This is a genomic window from Rhodanobacter sp. IGA1.0 (assembly GCF_040208325.1).
GTDB classification, from domain to species: Bacteria; Pseudomonadota; Gammaproteobacteria; order Xanthomonadales; family Rhodanobacteraceae; genus Rhodanobacter; species Rhodanobacter spathiphylli.
In genome coordinates this window covers 2,715,055-2,729,390 of sequence record NZ_CP157948.1, presented here as the reverse complement: position 1 = coordinate 2,729,390, position 14,336 = coordinate 2,715,055, and the positions used below count along the sequence as shown (strand labels likewise).

The window sequence follows — 14,336 nt, the reverse complement described above, 5'->3', positions numbered from 1 at the left end:
ATGCCGATGCGGCGCTGTTTGCGCACTCGACAGCAGTGATGGAAGCGGGTTCGTCGCTGCATCGTCGCGCCTCATGCTGCGCTGCGATAAGCGCATTCGATGAATACGTATGCACTGTCGCGGTGCTGTCTGCACGCTGCCGCTAAGCTCTTCCACGGGCTGCACAACTGCGTGCCTGCAGGCGCGCGCTTCGACAGCGGCAAACACACGGGACAAGCGAATGACCGATGCACCCTGGTGGCGCGGCGCCGTCACCTATCAGATTTACCCGCGCAGTTTCCTGGACACCGATGGCGACGGCGTGGGCGATCTGCCGGGCATCATCGCGCGTCTCGACTACGTGGCCAGCCTTGGCGTGGACGCGATCTGGGTGGCGCCGTTCTTCAAGTCGCCGATGGCCGATTTCGGCTACGACATCGCCGACTATCGCGATGTCGATCCGCTGTTCGGCACGCTGGCCGACTTCGATGCGCTGCTGGAAAAGGCGCATGGGCTGGGCCTGAAGGTGATGATCGACCAGGTGCTCAGCCATACCTCGGCCGAGCACGCGTGGTTCCGCGAGAGCCGGCAAAGCCGCGACAACCCGAAGGCCGACTGGTACGTGTGGGCCGACGCGAAGGACGACGGCAGTGCGCCGAACAACTGGCTGTCGCTGTTCGGCGGTTCGGCGTGGCAATGGGAGCCGCGCCGCGGCCAGTATTACCTGCACAACTTCCTGACCTCGCAGCCGGACCTGAATTTCCACCACGCGGAAGTGCGCGCGGCGATCCTGGACAGCGTGCGTTTCTGGCTGGACAAGGGCGTCGACGGCTTCCGCCTGGATGCGATCAACTTCTGCTTCCACGACCGCCAGCTGCGCGACAACCCGCCAAAGCCCAAGGACAAGCGCGTGGGCCGCGGCTTCAGCCCGGACAACCCGTACGCGTTCCAGTACCACTATTTCAACAACACGCAGCCGGAAAACCTGGCCTTCCTGGGCGAGCTGCGCGCGCTGATGGACGGCTATCCGGGCGCGACCACGCTGGGCGAGATCTCCTCGGAGGATTCGCTGGCGACGATGGCCGAATACACCCGTCCCGGCCGCCTGCACATGGGCTACAGCTTCGAGCTGCTCACCGACGACTTCAGCGCCGCGCACATCCGCGGCACGGTGCAGACGCTGGAGGCGCAGATGACCGAAGGCTGGCCATGCTGGGCGATCTCCAACCACGATGTCGAACGCGTGCTGACGCGCTGGGGCAAGGGGCGGTCATCCGCATCGCTGGCCAACCTGCTCACCGCGATGGTCTGCTCGCTGCGCGGCTCGGTCTGCGTCTACCAGGGCGAGGAGCTGGGCCTGACCGAGGCGGAGCTGCCGTTCGAGGCGCTGCAGGACCCTTACGGCATCGCGTTCTGGCCACAGTTCAAGGGTCGCGACGGTTGCCGCACGCCGATGCCGTGGAGCGATGACGCGGCACACGCTGGCTTCAGCCACGGCACGCCGTGGTTGCCGGTGCCGGAGGAGCATCGCGAACTGGCGGTGAGCCGTCAGGACGGTGATCCACATTCGGTGTTGAACGGTTTCCGCACCTTCATGCACTGGCGCCAGTCGCGACCGGCGATGCGCTGGGGTGACATCGCCTTCATCGATACCGTCGAGCCGGTGCTTGCCTTCACCCGCCACTTGGCCGAACGAACCGTGCTGGTGGTGTTCAACCTGGGCGACGCGCCGGTCAGCATCGATCTTCCCGACGAGCTTGCGCGGCTGCATCCGCTGGACGGGCACGGCCTGCTGTCGGGCAGCCTCGAAGGAAGCCGCCTGCAGCTTCCCGGCTACGGCGCGTGGTTTGCCGGCGTGGCGTGATGGTGTTGCCGCGGTTTTTGCGTTGACCCCACCCCGACCCTCCCCTGCAAAGCAGGGGAGGGAGCACTGCGCTATTTCCGTTCGGCGCTGCTGGCGTCGCGGATGCTGCGGAATTCGGAGTCCTTGCTCCAGTCCGGCCACTGGTCGGAATTGGCCAGGTCGCTGCCCACGTCGTGGAGCACCTGCAGGTCGCGCGCCATGCCGGTGAACGACCAGTCCGCTTCCCATTGGTCGGCGGGCTGGTGGTAGCGCTTGGCGGTGTAGTCGTCCTCGGCGGCCTTGCCGGCTGCCAGGCCGCCATCGATCCAGTCATTGCCCGAGCCGAACGAGACCGCCGGCACGCCGCGCTTGGCGAACGAGAAGTGATCGGACCGGAAGAAGTAGCCCGCCTCGGGTTTCGGGTCGGCGGTGTAGCTGATGTCGTGCTTCTTCGCCTCGGCGATCAGGTCGTCGAGCAGGCCCAGCTTCGCGCTGCCGGAGATGGTGAAGTTGCGCGCGGGGCCATGCGGATCGAGCGCGTCCATGTTGAGCACACCGACCGTGGTGGCCAGCGGGTAGAGCGGATTGGCCGCGTAATACTCGGAGCCGAGCAGGCCCTTTTCCTCGGCGGTGACGTTGAGGAACACCACCGTGCGCTCGGGCCTGGGGCCCTGGGCGAAGGCGCGTCCCATCTCGATCAGCGCCGCGGTGCCGGTGGCGTTGTCGACGGCGCCGTTGTAGATGCGGTCGCCGCTGGCGTCCGGCGCGCCGACGCCCAGATGATCCCAGTGCGCGCTGTAGATCACCGTCTGGTCCGGGCGCTTGCTGCCTTCCACGCGGCCGACGATGTTGTGCGAGGTGATCACCTGCGAATCGACCTTGAAGTGGGCCGAGAGGCTTTCGTCCTTCAGCGTGACCGGCTTGAAGTCGCGCGTCTGCGCCTGCCTCTTCAGCGCATCGAAATCCAGCCCGGCGTGACTGAACATCTGCACGGCCAGATCGCGCTGAATCCAGCCTTCCAGTTCCGGGTGCACGGCGGCGGGCTTGTCGCGCACGATGTCGAACATCGCGTTGATGTTGGAGTTCTTCACCGTGGCCCAGCCGTACGAAGCAGGCGCGGTTTCGTGGATCACCAGCAGGCCGAGCGCGCCCTGCCGCGCGGCTTCCTCGAACTTGTAGGTCCAGCGGCCGTAGTAGGTCATCGCCTTGCCGCCGAAGTCGCCGTGGCCGGTCTCGAAATCCGGATCGTTGATCAGCACCACGGCGATCTTGCCGTGCAGGTCGACGCCCTTGAAATCATCCCAGTTCCGCTCCGGCGCCTTCACGCCGTAGCCGACGAACACCAGCGGCGCGTTGCGGATTGCCACCTCGGTCGAGCCGTTCATCGGGGCGCGGATCGCGATCTGCTCGCCCTGGGTCACCTTTTCATGCTGGTCGCCAAGCGCCAGCCGCAACACCGGCGTGCCGACGATCGCGCTGCGTCGCAACGGCACTGCCTGGGTCCAGCCGCGGTTGCCGTCCTTGAGGTCGCCGCCCGGTTGCAGGCCGGCGGCTTTCATCTGCGCCACCACGTAATCGATGGTCTTCGTCTCGGCCGGCGTGGCCGGCCCGCGGCCTTCGAAGGCATCCGAGGAAAGCGTCTTCACCGTGGCCGAAAGCCGCTCGGTGCTGAAGCCGGGCTGGTCGGTGGCCTGGGCGGTCGAGAACGCGGCCATGATCAAGGCGCTGAGGAGTAGTCGCTTCACGGGCTTCACCTGTCGTAAGGGCAGAGTGCTCCGATACTAGTCAGCAAGTTCCTGCGGGTCTACGCCGGCGGCGCCGGTTCACGCCTTGCGGCTGCGCCGCGGTTTCGCCTGGGCGGCGGCGATCAGATCCTGCAGGTAGGCGATGCCTTCCTCCTCCGGAAAGAACGCCACGACGTCCGCCACGGTCAGTTCGTGCCGTTTGCGCAAGGCCAGGAACTCCTCGCGGGCCATCGCCATCCGCTGGGCGGCCAGCGCCTTCTTGCCGAGCGGTTTCCCGCCGGGCGGTTTGGCGGCCTGCTGCTTCTCCACCTTCTGTTCAAGCCTGGCGAGCTCTTCCTGGAACTGGCGGAAGTCGTATTTCTGGGAAGTCATGAACTTGGAGACGTCGTCATTGGGTGGGGCGATTTTCGCACGTCCGCTTCCCACGGCGCCCACGACCCGCCGGCCAGCGTCCGGGCCAGCGGGATGGCGACGAAGCCGTCCTGACGACTCAGCCTGCGGCGTGCCGTCGGCGGCGGTCCAGAATGCTGTTGAGAGCGTGGTCCTGCGAATCCCGCGCGGCGCTGTAAGCTTCGGAGAACAGGGCGGAAAAGCGCTGCGCGGTGGCGGCCGGCGGCATTTCCGCGACTGCCTGCGTCACCGCATGAGGCGGGGCTGTCGGCGCTTGTGGCGACTGATCGCCTCGACCGGCCAGGGATTCGCGGCAGCTCGCATAGCGCCGCCGCAACTGTTCGGCCAGAAACTGCTGGGTACGACCCGGGGTGGGGACTTCGCTACATTCATCCATGGCGACTTCTCGAAAGCGGGCAACGGGGATTGCCGCACAGGCAAAGCAGCATCTGTGCCAATTTGAGAATCTGTGATGCAGTTCACGGTTTTAGACGAAGCTTTTGCGCTAGATCGCCTGATCCACAAGGAAAATCGAGTGGCCACGATGCACCCGGGCCAGGCTTCACGCAAGCGGATACGGCGCCACGACAGTCCCCGGAAGATCCGCAACACGTCACGGAGTGACCCAAAAGGGTTGAGCGTCGCCGTCAGTGCCGCGCACGGTGGGCAAGCGGAAGCGCACGTTTCCGGCAGGCAAACAAAAGCCGCAACGAGTGCGGCTTCTGCGAGTGCTGACAAACATGGTGGCCGGGGACGGAATCGAACCGCCGACACGGGGATTTTCAATCCCCTGCTCTACCAACTGAGCTACCCGGCCGGGAACCTGGCGATCAAGCAGAACCGGCAAGGTCGCTGTTGATGCGTGGAGCCGCGCATTAGACCGAAAGCGCGGCGTTTCGTCAAGACTCGGTGGGCGGCGGGCTGAAGCCGGCGGCCTGGTCGACGTCGCCGCCGAACAGGAATTTCTCCATCTGTTCGCCGAGGTACTTGCGCGATTTCGGATCGAGCGGATTGAGCCGGTACTCGTTGATCAGGGTGGTCTGGTGGGCCAGCCACTGTTGCCAGGCGGATTTGGAAATCTCGGTGTAGATGCGCTGGCCGAGCGGGCCGGGCCAGGGGGCGAAGTCGAGGCCTTCGGCGTCGACGTGGAGTTTGCTGCAGTGGATGGTGCGGCTCATGGGGTCATTCCTGTTGCGGCCCTCGGGGGCTGGCGGATCAGTTGGTGCGCAAGCTTGCGGCAGGCGTTCGGCCGGCGTCGCTGATCTGCAGCAAGAGACTGCGTACCGGCGCGGGCAGGCCAAGCGCATCGAGTTCGTCGACGCCGCACCAGCGCCAGTGCGGATTATCGGCGACGCCGCGTGCGGCTGTCGCGCGATCGAACAGCAGCGGTTCGATCGCCAGCCGATAGTGGCTGAAGACGTGGGTGAACGGGGCCAGCGCCTGCGCGTCATCGATGTGCGCGTATTGCCGCGCCACTCGCCAGGCTTCGTTCGGGTCGCTCGCCTCGGGCAGGCTCCACAGGCCCGACCACACGCCTTGCGGGCCCCTCCGTTCCAGCAACACGCGATGGCTTGCGTCGCGCAGGATCAGCATCACGGTGGCGCGGGTCGGGATCGATCGGGCCGGCTTGCGGCCGGGCAGGGCGGCGGTGAGGTCGTCGCGGTGCGCGATGCAATCCGTGGCCAGCGGGCAGGCATCGCAGCGCGGGCGCGCACGGGTGCAGACCGTCGCGCCGAGATCCATGATCGCCTGGGTGTAGTCGGCGACGCGGGTGCCCGGGGTGTGTGCTTCGGCGTGTTGCCACAGCTGCTTTTCCACCGCGCTTTCGCCGGGGTGGCCGTGGATGCCGTGGTAGCGCGCCAGCACGCGCTTGACGTTGCCGTCGAGGATGGGAAAACGCAGGCCGTGCGCCTGCGCCAGGATCGCCCCGGCAGTGGAGCGGCCGATGCCGGGCAGCGCGTTCAATGCGTCGAAGTCGCGCGGCAGTTCGCCGCCGTGCCGTTCGACGCAGAGTTGCGCGGCGCGGTGCAGGAAGCGCGCCCGGCGGTAGTAGCCGAGCCCCGACCACAGCGCCAGCACGGTGTCTTCGTGGGCGGCAGCCAGTGCTTCCAGCGTGGGCAGCGCGCCGACGAAACGATCGAAGTAACCGACCACGGTGGCGACCTGGGTCTGCTGCAGCATCACTTCGGACAACCACACGCGGTAGGCGTCGCGCTGGCCGTTGTCGAGCGCCTGCTGCCACGGCAGGTCCTTGCGGCCGTGCCGGTCGAACCAGCGCAGCAACCGGTTCGCGAATGAATCGCTCATGGCTTCTTGCCGGCCGCCGGTTTCGAGGCGGGTGCCGCCACCGTGCCGGCCGCTGCGGGCGCATCGATGCCGGCCTGGACGGTGAGGCCTTCGATGCTGATGCCGGCCATCTCCAGGCTGGCGATTTCGGCGTGGCCGCTGCCCGGCGGCACGCTCAATTGCGGCCCCCGCGGATCGCCAAGCCCGTTCCACCAGCGCGCCAGCGCCAGTGGCGGCAGTTTCAGATCCGCATGATTGGCAGGGCCGTCCAGCTTCAGCGCCAGCAGCAGCGGGTTGCTCTGGTCGGCGGGCGTCAGTCGCAGCGAGATGTCGTACTGGCCGGCGTTGGCCTGCTCGAGCTTGCCGCTGAGGCTGGCCTCGGCATCGGCGGCGCCATGCCAGTACGCATTGCCGGTGAGGGCGAGTTTCACCGTGCTGCCCTGGGTCAGGTGCAAGGTGATGTCCTGCAGTTGCAGCGCATTGCCTTCGATGCGTGGGGTCGCCGACAGGCGCAGTTGCACCGGCGTGCCCGCCGCCGTGACGGCCGAAAGCGCCAGCGGAAATGGCTGGCCGGTCACCAGGCTGCCGGCCTGCAGCGAGACGCTGCCCAGCAGCACTTCATTGCCCCGCACCACGCTGCCGTGGCTGATGCTGACGCCGGTATCGATGCGCGGGATGTTGGGGGGCGCGCCCTCGGGTTTGGCGGGCAGCGCGGCCAGCCAGTCCTGCAGCGCATCCAGATCGACCCGTGGCGAATCGATCTCCAGCTGCGAAATCACCGTGGGGCCGCCGAACAGGGTGTGCCATGGCAGGGCCAGTTGGCCGTGTGCGGCCAGCAGGATCGGCGCAGTGGCGCCGGCCGCATTCAGGGTGATGCCATCGAGCTGCAGGGCCGGGCGTGGAAACAGGGTCGGGCTGGCGGGGCTGGCCAGGCTCAGTTCCAGTCCGGCCGCGCGCGCCTGGGTCTGCAGCATCCGGGTGAAGCGTTCCGGCTGCAGCAACAGGTAGACGGCGATCACCGCGGCCAGCACCAGCGCCAGCACCAGGCCGCCAAGCACCAGCAGGGTCAATCGCAGTCGGCGCGACATCCGCTCAGCTCCGTCGTCGCGGTTCAGTCATGCGTCGGCACCTCGCCGAGGCTGGCCGGAAGCAGGCCATCGACGAAAGCCTCCGCATCGAAACTGCGCAGGTCGGTGGCGGTTTCACCCAGGCCCACGTAGCGGATCGGCAGGCCGAACTCGCGCGCCAGGGCGAACACCACGCCGCCCTTGGCGGTGCCGTCGAGCTTGGTCACGACCAGGCCGGTCACGCCGACGATCTGGCGGAACTGCCGCACCTGATTGACGGCGTTCTGTCCGGTAGTGCCGTCGATCACCATCAGCACCTCGTGCGGCGCATCGGCGTCGAGCTTCTTCAGCACGCGGGCGATCTTGCCCAGTTCGTCCATCAGGCCGCCCTGGGTGTGCAGGCGGCCGGCGGTGTCGGCGACCAGTACGTCGGCGCCGCGCGAACGCGCCGCCTGCAAGGCATCGAAGATCACGCTGGCCGAATCGGCATCCTGGCCCTGCGAGATCACCGGCACCTGGTTGCGTTCGCCCCAGGTCTTCAGCTGCTCGACCGCGGCGGCGCGGAAGGTGTCGCCGGCGGCCAGCATCACCGCGCGACCCTCGTCGCGCCAGCGGCGGGCCAGCTTGCCAATGGTGGTGGTCTTGCCGGCACCGTTGATGCCCACCACCAGCACCACGAACGGTTTGCGATGCGCCACGTCCAGCGGCTGCGCTACCGGCTTGAGCAGGGCGACCAGCGACTGGCGCAGGGCGGCCAGCAGCGCGGGGGAGTCGGCGAACTCGCGCTTGTGCATGCGCTTGCGCAGGTTCTCGACCAGGTCAGTGCTGGCCTCGATGCCGACGTCGGCGGTGATCAGGGTGGTTTCCAGCTCGTCCAGCAGGTCGTCGTCGAGCTTCGGATGGCGCACGAACAGCGAACCCAGGCTGCGCGAGAACACGCTGCCGGCCAGGCGTTCGCGCCAGCTGCGTCTGGCCGGCGCGGCGGCCGGCTCATCGGCGGCGGGTGCCGGGACCTGGAAGCGTTCGTGGTCGGTGGCGTGGTCGGCGGGCGAGGGCGTCTCGGCCAGTGCCTCGCGCAGGACGGGGGCGTCGCTGGTCTGCGCGACGGCAGCGTCGACCGGCGGCGTGGTGGCCGGCGCTTCCGCGTCCTTGTCGGCGGGCTTTTTCTTCCAGAACTTGAGCATTGCGGGCGTGATTCAAAGACAATGGGCGGCATGCTAACACTCCAACCTGTACTGGCCGCTGAGGGACGGCGCGCCATCGTGGCAAGCGCATGAACGGGTCACGCAAGGCCGGCCCGGGGCGGGTGCGGATCATCGGCGGCAGCCTGCGCAATTCGCGGCTGGAGGTGCCGGATCTGCCCGGGCTGCGGCCCACCGCCGAGCGCGTGCGCGAGACCCTGTTCAACTGGCTGGCGCCGGTCATCGAGGGCATGGACTGCCTGGATCTGTGCGCGGGCACCGGCGCGCTGGGGATCGAGGCGTTCTCGCGCGGCGCCGCGTCGGTGCAGTTCGTCGAACGCGATGCCCGCGCGGCGCAGGCACTGCGGGCAAACCTGGTGCGGCTGAAGGCGGACCAGGCTCGGGTGAACGTCACCGACGCCGGCAGCTTCCTGCAGCAGGCTGGCCGGGCCCACGACCTGGTTTTCCTCGACCCGCCGTTCGCGCTGGACCTGTGGGAGGGTCTGGCCAGGCAACTGGAACGGGGCGGCTGGCTGGCCGCGCGCGCATGGATCTACGTGGAATCGCCCCGCGCCGTGGTGCCCGACCTGCCGCCGAACTGGCAATTGCACCGCGAAGGCCATGCCGGTGAGGTGCGTTTTGCGCTCTATCGGCGTGCGCTTCCGTTAAGCTAGGGCTCACAACCACTGCCACTTTCCCTCTCGTGAGCAAATCCATCGGCAATCCCCGCCTGGCCGTGTATCCGGGCACCTTCGATCCGATCACCAACGGTCATACCGATCTGGTGGCCCGTGCCGCGGCGCTGTTCGATCGCGTGGTGGTGGCGGTGGCCGACAGCTCCAGCAAGGGGCCGGCCTTCAGCATCGGCGAACGGATCACCCTGGCGCGGATGGCGCTGGCCGACCTGCCCAACGTGGAAGTGCGCGGTTTCGATTGCCTGCTGGCCACCTTCGTGGAGCAGATTGGCGCCGGCGTGATCATCCGCGGCCTGCGCGCGGTGTCGGATTTCGAATACGAGTTCCAGCTGGCCAGCATGAACCGGCACCTGATTCCCCAGGCCGAGACGTTGTTCCTGACGCCGGCCGAGCAATACAGTTTCATTTCCTCCTCGCTGGTACGCGAAATCGGCCGCCTCGGCGGGGACATTTCCGGTTTCGTGCATCCGGCGGTACAACAGGCCATGCGGCAGCGCTGGCAGAAGAGCCGCGCCGGCTCCAACAAGCAACCCGAAACAGAAGGTGATAACCATGCGTAAGTTCGCTCTCATTGCTGCCCTCGCGCTGACCGCCAGCCTGGCCCTGAGCGCCTGCGGCAAGCACGAAGAAGCCCAGCAGGCCGACCAGCAGACCAGCCAGCAGGCGACCAAGCCGACCGATCCGAACGACACCAAGGCGTGGAATGCCTATCTCGGCCAGATCGTGCAGAACAACATGCAGGGCATGAAGGCGGATCGTCCGTACCCGTATCTGGTGCCGGCCGGCGATTCCGAGGAAGCCGTGGCCGGTCGCGGCCGCCAGCTGTCGAACGTGCAGGACACCGTCGCTCGCGGCGTGCTGCCGGGCAACATGCTGGTGTTCGCCGGCCCCGATTCGGCCAAGACTGCCGACCTGGTGATCGCGGCGTTCAAGGATGCCAAGCCCGGTTCGTTCAAGGACGTGATCGTGCTGTTCATCGGTGACACCGCCGACCAGCAGCGCGTCGACGACGTGCTGAAGCCGACCGGCGCCACGGTCCGTTTCGTCGCGATGTAAGCACGACCGCCGCGCCGGTTTCCGGCGCGGCGGGATGAACCGTCGCCCCGCGACCTGCGCGGGCGCCGGGTGACTGCCCGCCGTGATTGCACCGGCGGCCCGGACGCCCTCCACGGCGTCGCAACCCGGCCTGTCATATCCAGCCATGTCCCTGAAAATTCTCGACACCTGCGTCAATTGCGACGTCTGCGAGCCGGCTTGCCCGAACAAGGCGATCTCGCTGGGCGAAGAGTTCTACGTGATCGATCCGGCGCTGTGCACCGAGTGCGTGGGCCATCACGATGAACCGCAGTGCGTGGTGGTGTGCCCGGTCGAATGCATCATCAGCGACCCGGATCACGTCGAATCACCGCAGCAACTCGAACTGAAATACCGACACCTGATGGCCAGGGAGTCCGCGGCATGAGCCTGTCGATGAACTGGCGGGCGGCGGCGCTGTGCCTGCTGCTGGTCGCTGGCGGCGCGTTCGCTGCCGACGGCGCACCGGCAAAGGCCGCGAGCGGCCACGCCTCGACCCGGGCACCGGGACACGCGGCGATCGCCAGCGCGAATTTCCACGCCACCGAGGCGGGCCTCGAAGTGCTGGCCAGGGGCGGCAATGCGTTCGACGCCGCCGTGGCGGTGGTAGCCACGCTGTCGATCGTGGAGCCGGAAAGCTCCGGCATCGGCGGCGGCTTCATGGCGGTGCTGCACCGGGCCAGCGATGGCCACGAGGTTTTCATCGACGCGCGCGAAACCGCGCCGGCGGCGGTGGATGCGCAGGACTACCTCAACCCCGACGGCAGCCCCGATCGCGACACCGCGCTGAAGGGGCCGCTGTCGGCCGGCATCCCGGGCGAGCCGGCCGGACTGGTGCTGATCGCGAAGCGTTACGGAAGGCTGCCGCTGGCGCAGTCGCTGGCGCCGGCCATCCGCATCGCGCGCGAGGGTTTCGAGCCGGACGAGCGCCTGCGCGAAGCCATCGCCGGCATGCAGGAGGACCTGCAGCGCTGGCCCGCGTCGGCCGCAAAATACCTGCCGGGCGGCAAGCCGCCGGCAGCGGGCGTGATCTGGAAGGACCCGGACCAGGCGCGCACGCTGGAGCTGATCGCCAGCCACGGCGACCAGGGTTTCTATCACGGCGAGACGGCGCGGAAACTGGTCGCCGCGGTGCGCGCGGCCGGCGGCAACTGGACGCTGGCGGACCTGGCCAGCTACCGGGCGAAGGAGCGCACGCCGATCACCGTCGACTACCGCGGCTACCGGATCGTCACCGCGCCGCCGCCCTCGTCCGGTGGCGTGGCGATCGCCGAGATCCTCAACATCCTGTCCGGTTACGACCTGACGAAAATGGACGCCGCCACGCGCACGCACTACATCATCGAGGCGATGCGCCGTGCCTTCCGCGACCACAACGACTACCTGGGCGACCCGGATTTCGTGAAGATGCCGCTGGACATGCTGCTGTCGCCGTTCTACGCCGACGGCCTGCGCCAGAGCATCCTGCCGGACAAGGCCACGCCATCGTCGATGCTGCCCCGCGCCGAGGCGGCCGAGCCGGGCATGCACACCACCCATTTCTCGATCATCGACGCCGACGGCAACATGGCGGCGGTGACCTCCACGGTGAACTACACGATGGGTTCGAGCTTTGTCGCCGACGGCACCGGCGTGCTGCTCAACGACGAGATGGACGACTTCGCGCTGGTGCCGGACAAGCCGAACGTCTATGGCCTGCTGGGCAGCAAGGCGAATGCGCCGGTCGGCGGCAAGCGCATGCTGTCGTCGATGTCGCCCAGCCTCGTGATCGGCGCGGACCGCACCGCGGTGATCGGCTCGCCGGGCGGCTCCACCATCATCACCCAGGTGCTCGAAGGCATCCTGCACTTCATCGATGGCGAGAGCGCGCAGCAGATCGCCGCGCACAAGCGCTTCCATCACCAGTACCTGCCGGACGTGGTGAATGTCGAGGCGGGCGTGTTCGATGCCGCGACCAGCGATGCGCTGACGAAGATGGGCTACACACTGAAGCCCCGCGAAGCCTGGGGTTTCATGAACGTGGTGACCTGGGACCGCAAGACCAACCAACTCGACGCCGCCAGCGATCCGCGCCGGCCGTCGGGACTGGGCAAGGTGCAGTGAAACGACATGCAAGACCGCCGGATTCGCTACTTTCCCCGAATGCTGCATGATGCGGTCATGGCGGCGGGCATTTTGCCGCTGGGCACGATCGGAGCAGGTTGATGGATTTGCGCAAGGGGATTTCGCTGCGTGCGCTGGCGTTGAACGTCGTCGGCGCGCTGCTGGTGTTCGCGGGCATCGGACTGATGGCGACCACCGCGCGTGGCCTGCAGGATTACCGGGCCGCCGCCAGCGCACATGGCGGCGAGGTGATCGACCTGGGCGAGAACGCGCGGCCGGAAGCGGGCCAGCACGGCACCATGGCCCGCCTGGTCGGCACGCCGCGGGTGGTCGAGGCGCCGCATGACCCGGACTTCAACTTGCGGGTGAGCACGCCGGTGCTGGTGCGTCACGTGGAGATGTTCCAGTGGCGCGAGATCCGGGTGGGCGACAGCGTGCACTACGAGCTGGACTGGGTCGATCACCTGCTCGATGCAGGTCATTTCGTCGAGCCGAAGGGACACGCGAACCCGGTCGGCTTTCCGATCGAGGGCAAGCAGTTCGATGCCGGGCTGGTGCAACTGGGCGGATTCAAGCTGGACCCGGTGCTGCTGCACGCGATGCCCGGAACCGTCCAGGTGACCCCCGATGCCGCCGGGCTGCCGGAGAATCTCGCGGCCAGCTTCTCGCGTTACCAGAACTACCTGGTCACCAGTGCACACCCCGGCGATCCGCGGCTCGGCGACGTGCGGGTGAGCTGGAACGAGGTGCCGCTGCAGCAGCTGACCGTGGTCGGGCGCATCGATGGCGACCGGCTGGAGGCGGCTGCCGACGCAGCCGACGGCAAGGGTTACGTGGTGCAGCTGGGCGACGTGCCGGTACTGGACATCTTTCCGGACCTGCCGGTGCCGCCGGAGTTCGTCTGGACCTGGCGGATCCTTTCCGTGCTGCTGGCGTCGCTGGGTGCGTTCGCCCTGTTGTCGGCCCATCGCGAGCAGCGCGATCCGCTGCTGGCGCTGAGCCTGGGCGTGCTGGTGGTCGGCGTGGTGGCCGCCGTGCTCTGGCTGGGCGACACGCAGGTCATGGGCGGCTGGCTGGCGGTGTCGCTGGTGGGCCTGGGCATCGCGGTCTGGCGTTTGCGCGGGCCGCTGTTGGGGGCGGGGCGCGACTGAAGGTTGCCGCTCAGAGCCTGTGAAGAAAACCACTCCCGTGGTTTTCTTCTATCGCGAGTCCGGTACATGCCCGGACTCGCTCACGCGGATCAGGCACTGGCGTGCCCGATCCGCGGTCGGCCGTCCTTGGCCGACCTGAGAGGTTGAAAAACGCCAACCTCTCAGCCTCCTGCAGCTGCGGGCCGCCCGCCGTGTTCGATGAACCACAGCCCCGCGAACAGCTTGGGATCGATGGAATAGCCTTCCGCGGCGCGGGCAAACAGCCACGCGCCCGCTTCGCTGCGCGGCACCTCGTGCACCACGATGTTCTCGCTCTCGTCGCCGCCACCGGGGCCGACCTTCTGCAGGTGCCAGGCGCGGGCGAACGCGATCATCTCGGTGCTCATGCCCGAGGACGACGGCCCCTGGTGGATGAATTCCACCCGTTCGCAGCGATAGCCGGTTTCTTCCTCCAGCTCGCGCTGCGCCGCCAGCAGGATGTCCTCGTCGTCCTGGCCGGGCAGGTCGCCGACTAGTCCCGCCGGCATCTCGATGGTGTTCTGCAGGATCGATACGCGGTACTGCTCGACGAACAGCACCTTGTCCTCGGGCGTCACGGCCAGGATGATCACCGCGCCGCCGGGGTTGTTGCGCTCGGCATACTCCCAGCGGCCGCGCTTGCGCAGGCTCAGCCAGCGACCTTCGTAGAGGGTTTCCACCGGCGCGCTGGCGTCGGCGGGGATGCGGTCGGCAGGGTGGGTCATCAGTCGCGGCGCCATGCTGGAAGCTTGCGCCATGTTGGCGGTTCGGCGCCGGATCGACAACCGCCTGCCGGTTCGCGAC

15 protein-coding genes and 1 tRNA gene are annotated in these 14,336 nt (G+C 67.7%); 7 read left to right on the top strand and 9 right to left on the bottom strand.

What is annotated here, in order from left to right:
- Positions 1–220: 220 nt before the first annotated feature.
- Entirely contained in the window at positions 221–1,843 is a 1,623-nt protein-coding gene (locus ABNK63_RS12415; protein ID WP_350015794.1) for an alpha-glucosidase family protein, read from the top strand.
- Between the two features lie 71 nt (positions 1,844–1,914).
- Here the strand turns inward: ABNK63_RS12415 and ABNK63_RS12410 are convergent, their stop codons facing one another.
- From ABNK63_RS12410 to ftsY, 8 genes are all read right to left on the bottom strand, one after another.
- A complete protein-coding gene (locus ABNK63_RS12410; RefSeq protein ID WP_350015793.1) occupies positions 1,915–3,567 on the bottom strand; it encodes a M28 family metallopeptidase in 1,653 nt (550 codons plus the stop codon).
- A gap of 78 nt (positions 3,568–3,645) precedes the next feature.
- Positions 3,646–3,939: a 2-hydroxyacyl-CoA dehydratase gene (locus ABNK63_RS12405; RefSeq protein WP_007807925.1), complete on the bottom strand. Its 294-nt coding sequence runs from the start codon at positions 3,937–3,939 to the stop codon at positions 3,646–3,648.
- 118 nt (positions 3,940–4,057) lie between these two features.
- Positions 4,058–4,354 carry a hypothetical protein gene (locus ABNK63_RS12400; protein WP_157582139.1) on the bottom strand — a complete coding sequence of 99 codons (297 nt, stop codon included), beginning with the start codon at positions 4,352–4,354 and terminating at the stop codon, positions 4,058–4,060.
- 344 nt (positions 4,355–4,698) lie between these two features.
- Positions 4,699–4,774: transfer RNA gene (locus tag ABNK63_RS12395), tRNA-Phe, on the bottom strand.
- An 82-nt stretch (positions 4,775–4,856) separates the two neighbouring features.
- Entirely contained in the window at positions 4,857–5,135 is a 279-nt protein-coding gene (locus tag ABNK63_RS12390) for an oxidative damage protection protein (protein WP_007807927.1), read from the bottom strand.
- A 37-nt stretch (positions 5,136–5,172) separates the two neighbouring features.
- Positions 5,173–6,264 (bottom strand): A/G-specific adenine glycosylase, encoded by a 1,092-nt coding sequence (mutY, locus tag ABNK63_RS12385; RefSeq protein ID WP_007807929.1) that lies wholly within the window; start codon positions 6,262–6,264, stop codon positions 5,173–5,175.
- A complete protein-coding gene (locus ABNK63_RS12380) occupies positions 6,261–7,331 on the bottom strand; it encodes an AsmA family protein (protein WP_007807931.1) in 1,071 nt (356 codons plus the stop codon). Before ABNK63_RS12380 ends, mutY begins: the two co-directional genes overlap by 4 nt.
- Positions 7,332–7,354: 23 nt before the next feature.
- Positions 7,355–8,494: a signal recognition particle-docking protein FtsY gene (gene ftsY, locus ABNK63_RS12375; protein WP_007807933.1), complete on the bottom strand. Its 1,140-nt coding sequence runs from the start codon at positions 8,492–8,494 to the stop codon at positions 7,355–7,357.
- An 89-nt stretch (positions 8,495–8,583) separates the two neighbouring features.
- Here ftsY and rsmD point away from each other — a divergent pair, with 89 nt between their 5' ends.
- The 6 genes from rsmD to ABNK63_RS12345 all read left to right on the top strand — a co-directional run bounded on the left by rsmD (position 8,584) and on the right by ABNK63_RS12345 (position 13,514).
- A complete protein-coding gene (rsmD, locus tag ABNK63_RS12370; RefSeq protein ID WP_350015792.1) occupies positions 8,584–9,165 on the top strand; it encodes a 16S rRNA (guanine(966)-N(2))-methyltransferase RsmD in 582 nt (193 codons plus the stop codon).
- Between the two features lie 29 nt (positions 9,166–9,194).
- Complete coding sequence (gene coaD, locus ABNK63_RS12365) at positions 9,195–9,746, top strand: pantetheine-phosphate adenylyltransferase (RefSeq protein WP_007807937.1); 552 nt, start codon at positions 9,195–9,197, stop codon at positions 9,744–9,746.
- Positions 9,739–10,242: a hypothetical protein gene (locus ABNK63_RS12360; protein ID WP_007807939.1), complete on the top strand. Its 504-nt coding sequence runs from the start codon at positions 9,739–9,741 to the stop codon at positions 10,240–10,242. The genes coaD and ABNK63_RS12360 overlap by 8 nt, the downstream gene beginning before the upstream one ends.
- 145 nt (positions 10,243–10,387) lie before the next feature.
- Complete coding sequence (locus ABNK63_RS12355) at positions 10,388–10,648, top strand: YfhL family 4Fe-4S dicluster ferredoxin (RefSeq protein ID WP_007807941.1); 261 nt, start codon at positions 10,388–10,390, stop codon at positions 10,646–10,648.
- Positions 10,645–12,363, top strand: coding sequence for a gamma-glutamyltransferase (gene ggt / locus ABNK63_RS12350; RefSeq protein WP_350015791.1), 1,719 nt, complete (start codon positions 10,645–10,647; stop codon positions 12,361–12,363). Before ABNK63_RS12355 ends, ggt begins: the two co-directional genes overlap by 4 nt.
- A 101-nt stretch (positions 12,364–12,464) precedes the next feature.
- Complete coding sequence (locus tag ABNK63_RS12345) at positions 12,465–13,514, top strand: TMEM43 family protein (RefSeq protein WP_007807947.1); 1,050 nt, start codon at positions 12,465–12,467, stop codon at positions 13,512–13,514.
- 161 nt (positions 13,515–13,675) lie between these two features.
- Here ABNK63_RS12345 and ABNK63_RS12340 read toward each other — a convergent pair whose 3' ends face one another.
- Complete coding sequence (locus tag ABNK63_RS12340) at positions 13,676–14,257, bottom strand: NUDIX hydrolase (RefSeq protein ID WP_040673263.1); 582 nt, start codon at positions 14,255–14,257, stop codon at positions 13,676–13,678.
- Between the last annotated feature and the right edge of the window lie 79 nt (positions 14,258–14,336).

Coding starts and splice junctions, on each gene's coding strand:
- mutY (WP_007807929.1), bottom strand. CDS start 6,264: ATGAGCGATTCATTCGCGAACCGGTTGCTGCGCTGGTTCGACCGGCAC.
- ggt (WP_350015791.1), top strand. CDS start 10,645: ATGAGCCTGTCGATGAACTGGCGGGCGGCGGCGCTGTGCCTGCTGCTG.
- ABNK63_RS12380 (WP_007807931.1), bottom strand. CDS start 7,331: ATGTCGCGCCGACTGCGATTGACCCTGCTGGTGCTTGGCGGCCTGGTG.
- ABNK63_RS12405 (WP_007807925.1), bottom strand. CDS start 3,939: ATGACTTCCCAGAAATACGACTTCCGCCAGTTCCAGGAAGAGCTCGCC.
- ABNK63_RS12345 (WP_007807947.1), top strand. CDS start 12,465: ATGGATTTGCGCAAGGGGATTTCGCTGCGTGCGCTGGCGTTGAACGTC.
- rsmD (WP_350015792.1), top strand. CDS start 8,584: ATGAACGGGTCACGCAAGGCCGGCCCGGGGCGGGTGCGGATCATCGGC.
- ABNK63_RS12340 (WP_040673263.1), bottom strand. CDS start 14,257: ATGACCCACCCTGCCGACCGCATCCCCGCCGACGCCAGCGCGCCGGTG.
- ABNK63_RS12400 (WP_157582139.1), bottom strand. CDS start 4,354: ATGGATGAATGTAGCGAAGTCCCCACCCCGGGTCGTACCCAGCAGTTT.
- ABNK63_RS12415 (WP_350015794.1), top strand. CDS start 221: ATGACCGATGCACCCTGGTGGCGCGGCGCCGTCACCTATCAGATTTAC.
- ABNK63_RS12355 (WP_007807941.1), top strand. CDS start 10,388: ATGTCCCTGAAAATTCTCGACACCTGCGTCAATTGCGACGTCTGCGAG.
- ftsY (WP_007807933.1), bottom strand. CDS start 8,494: ATGCTCAAGTTCTGGAAGAAAAAGCCCGCCGACAAGGACGCGGAAGCG.
- ABNK63_RS12360 (WP_007807939.1), top strand. CDS start 9,739: ATGCGTAAGTTCGCTCTCATTGCTGCCCTCGCGCTGACCGCCAGCCTG.
- ABNK63_RS12390 (WP_007807927.1), bottom strand. CDS start 5,135: ATGAGCCGCACCATCCACTGCAGCAAACTCCACGTCGACGCCGAAGGC.